This window comes from Actinotalea sp. C106 (genome assembly GCF_023630195.1).
GTDB lineage: Bacteria > Actinomycetota > Actinomycetes > Actinomycetales > Cellulomonadaceae > Actinotalea.
Window position 1 is genome coordinate 1 of record NZ_JALPKN010000311.1, and the last position, 3,505, is coordinate 3,505.

The window sequence follows — 3,505 nt, forward strand, 5'->3', positions numbered from 1 at the left end:
GTCGTGCCCCGGTCGCCGGAGCTCCCCTGACCGCGCGCCGCCGCCCCGCCCCCCGGCTCGCCCGGGGCCCGTGACCGGACCCGCTGGCTAGCATCGGGAGGTGCCCGCCCCCTCGAACCGACCACGCGCCACGCGCATGCCCCGGGATGCGCGGCGCGCCCAGGTCCTCGAGGTCGCCCAGGAGCTCTTCGCCCGTGAGGGCTTCCATCACGTCTCGATGGACGACATCGCCGACCGTGCCGCGGTCAGCAAGCCCGTCCTGTACCGCCACTTCCCGTCCAAGCTCGACCTGTACCTCGAGGTCGTCGACCACCGCGGGGTCGGCCTGGTCACCGCGATCGAGGACGCCCTGACCACCGTCCGGGCCGGCGACCCCCCTGACGGTCGCTCCGTGGTGCGGGCGATCGTCCGCGCCATCGTCGAGTTCGTGGAGGACGCCGGCGAGTCCTTCTCCCTGCTCTTCGAGTCCGACGTCACCCGGGACGCCGACGTCCGCCAGCGCGTCGAGCAGGCCTCGCAGGACGCGGCCCGCGCCATCCGTCGCGGGCTCGAGGGGCTCGCCGGACTGCCGGCCGCCCATGCCGAGCTGCTGAGCGCCGCGCTGGTCGGCATGACCAGGGTCGCGGCGACCTCCCGGTACCGCTCCGGGGACGTCCCGGTGGAGGACGCCGTCGACCTCGTCACCAGCTTGGCCTGGCGCGGCGTCGCCGGTCTCGTCAGGGAGCGCCCCGACACGACCTAGGATGACCGGGCAGGAGAACCGGACCTTCAGGAGGCGATGGGCGTGGAGATCACGATCGGCGTGCAGAACGTGGCACGAGAGCTGGTGGTCGAGACCGACCAGCCGTCGGAGAAGGTGGCCAAGGACGTGCTCAAGGCCATCGAGGTGGGCGCTCCGCTGGACATCACCGACACCAAGGGACGCCGGGTCATCGTGCCCGCGAGCACCCTCGGGTACGTCGAGCTGGGCGGCGAGGAAGCCCGCAAGGTGGGCTTCCACAACATCTGAGCAGGGCCCGCACCACCTGGGTGGGGCGTCAGGGCGTGAGGCCCAGGCGCTCCATCCGGCGTGAGTGCTCCGCCGTCAGCACGGCGAAGAGCCGCTGCTGGGCCTCCCCGGGCACGACGTCGTCGTCCATGGTCTGCATGAGCAGGTCGCGCATCCGCGGGTGCGCCGCGAGGACTCCCTGGACCGCCCCGAGGGACTCCCCCACCAGCCGCCGCCCCCACAGGGCGAGCCGTGAGGCCAGGGTCGCGTCCCGCGCCCCCGCCTCGCTCAGGGCGGTGACCACGAGCCCGGCGTGCCCGTCGTCCCCCAGCACCTGCACCACCAGGTCGCGGGTGGTGGGGTCGAGCGGGTCCGCGACCATCCGGCAGAAGTCGTCGGCGACCCCGTAGCCCACGTAGGCCTTGAGGAGCCGCTCCCACCACGTCGAGGGCTCGGTGCGTCGGTCGAACTCGACCAGCACGCCGGCGAAGGGCTCCATGACGGGCTGCAGGTCACCGCCCAGCTCACCCACGCGGTCCGAGACCTGCTCGAGGCGCTCAAGAGCCATCCCCGCCATCCGGCTCAGCTCGAGGCGCTGGTCCAGCGAAGGGGCCAGGGCTGCGTCGGCCGCGAGCCGGGAGAAGGCCGCGAGCTCGCTGTACGCGAGCATCCCCAGGACCGCGAGCGCGTTGTCCGGGCTTGCGGCGGCGGTGGGTTCGCTCATGGCGCCAGGCTAGTGCCCGCGCGCCGAGGGCAGTCATGCCGGGGTGCGTGAGCACCGTCCGCTAGCATGACCGTGTTCAGCGGTTGACCGGTCGTCCCGAAACACCCGCCCGCCGGGCGGAACCCCGCGCTCGACGCGGAGCTCCCGGCCCAGGGCGCGCCCTCCACGATCGGCTGCCGGACCCGCCCGCGGCGCGGCCCGCTCCCGGTGCGACCCAGCGTCGCACGGAGCGTGTGGCCCCGCGGTTCACACCGTGAGGTTCCATCCATGACCAGCACCGACGACCAGCTCAACGCGCCCGACGTCGCCGATCTCCCCGTGCCCGAGGCCGGGGTCCTGGCCGGCGAGGCCCTGGCCCCCGGCATCCCGACCATCGAGGAGGCGCCCGAGCAGCACGCGCGCCACTCCACCGTCCAGGCCACCGGCGCCACCTTCAGCGACTTCGACGTGCGCCCCGAGATCGTCGCCGCCCTCGCCGACGCCGGGATCACGACCCCCTTCCCCATCCAGGCGATGACCCTGCCGGTGGCCCTCGCCGGGCACGACATCATCGGTCAGGCCAAGACCGGCACCGGCAAGACCCTCGGCTTCGGCATCCCGCTGCTCAGCCGGGTGATCGGCCCCGACGAGGACGGCTTCGACGAGCTGCCCGCCCCGGGCAAGCCCCAGGCGCTGGTCATCGTCCCGACCCGTGAGCTCGCGGTGCAGGTCGCCGGGGACCTCGACACGGCCTCGCGCCGACGCAACGTCCGCGTCCTGCAGATCTACGGCGGCCGGGCCTACGAGCCCCAGGTCGAGGCGCTCACCCGCGGGGTCGAGGTTGTCGTCGGGACCCCTGGTCGCATGATCGACCTGCTGAACCAGGGGCACCTGGACCTCAGCCGGGCCCGGACGGTCGTGCTCGACGAGGCCGACGAGATGCTCGACCTGGGGTTCCTTCCCGACGTCGAGAAGCTCCTGGGCCGCACCCCCGCCTCGCGGCACACCATGCTCTTCTCGGCGACCATGCCGGGCGCGGTCGTCTCGATGGCCCGCCGCTACATGACCCAGCCCACGCACATCCGGGCCACCGACCCCGACGACGGGGGCGCGACCCTCAAGGCGATCAAGCAGGTCGTCTACCGCGCGCACGCCATGGACAAGGTCGAGGTCCTCGCCCGCATCCTGCAGTCCGAGGGCCGCGGCCTGACCATCGTCTTCGCGCGGACCAAGCGCACCGCCGCCAAGGTGGCCGACGATCTCGCCGAGCGCGGCTTCGCCTCGGGCGCGATCCACGGCGACCTCGGCCAGGGCGCCCGCGAGCAGGCCCTGCGCGCCTTCCGCTCGGGCAAGATCGACGTCCTCGTCGCGACCGACGTCGCGGCCCGTGGCATCGACGTGGACGACGTCACCCACGTCATCAACTACCAGTGCCCCGAGGACGAGAAGACCTACCTGCACCGCACCGGACGCACGGGCCGCGCGGGCCGCACCGGCACGGCCGTGACCTTCGTCGACTGGGACGACCTGCCGCGCTGGGGCCTGATCGACCGTGCCCTGGACCTCGGCTTCCCTGAGCCGGTCGAGACCTACTCGAGCTCGCCGCACCTCTACACCGAGCTCGACATCCCCGAGGGCACCAAGGGCCGTCTGCCCGCCTCGGCCCGGACCCGCGCCGGTCTCGACGCCGAGAAGCTCGAGGACCTGGGCGAGACGGGCAAGCGCCACGGCAGCGCGACCGGCGCACGTGACGGCGACCGTGGTGGGCGCGACGGCGGACGTGGGGCCGGCGGCGGACGCGACGGCGGTCGAAG

Annotated in this window: 4 protein-coding genes; 3 read left to right on the forward strand and 1 reads right to left on the reverse strand. The window is 73.4% G+C overall.

Features of this window, described 5'->3' with window-relative positions:
* Positions 1–100 precede the first annotated feature (100 nt).
* Together L0B03_RS15455 and L0B03_RS15460 are read left to right on the forward strand one after the other, a co-directional pair.
* Positions 101–742 (forward strand): TetR/AcrR family transcriptional regulator, encoded by a 642-nt coding sequence (locus L0B03_RS15455; RefSeq protein ID WP_250447424.1) that lies wholly within the window; start codon positions 101–103, stop codon positions 740–742.
* A gap of 36 nt (positions 743–778) precedes the next feature.
* Positions 779–1,009, forward strand: coding sequence for a DUF3107 domain-containing protein (locus L0B03_RS15460; RefSeq protein WP_284501896.1), 231 nt, complete (start codon positions 779–781; stop codon positions 1,007–1,009).
* Positions 1,010–1,037: 28 nt separating this feature from the next.
* On the opposite strand, the gene L0B03_RS15465 is transcribed toward L0B03_RS15460, so the two are convergent.
* A complete protein-coding gene (locus L0B03_RS15465) occupies positions 1,038–1,712 on the reverse strand; it encodes a ferritin-like fold-containing protein (RefSeq protein ID WP_250447428.1) in 675 nt (224 codons plus the stop codon).
* 267 nt (positions 1,713–1,979) lie between these two features.
* Between L0B03_RS15465 and L0B03_RS15470 the strand changes: the two genes are divergently transcribed.
* A partial coding sequence (locus L0B03_RS15470; RefSeq protein WP_250447430.1) for a DEAD/DEAH box helicase occupies positions 1,980–3,505 on the forward strand: 1,526 nt, incomplete at its 3' end.

Bases quoted from the DNA above. Each gene is read 5' to 3' on its own strand.
- L0B03_RS15465 (WP_250447428.1), bottom strand. From the start codon at position 1,712: ATGAGCGAACCCACCGCCGCCGCAAGCCCGGACAACGCGCTCGCGGTC.
- L0B03_RS15460 (WP_284501896.1), top strand. From the start codon at position 779: ATGGGCGTGGAGATCACGATCGGCGTGCAGAACGTGGCACGAGAGCTG.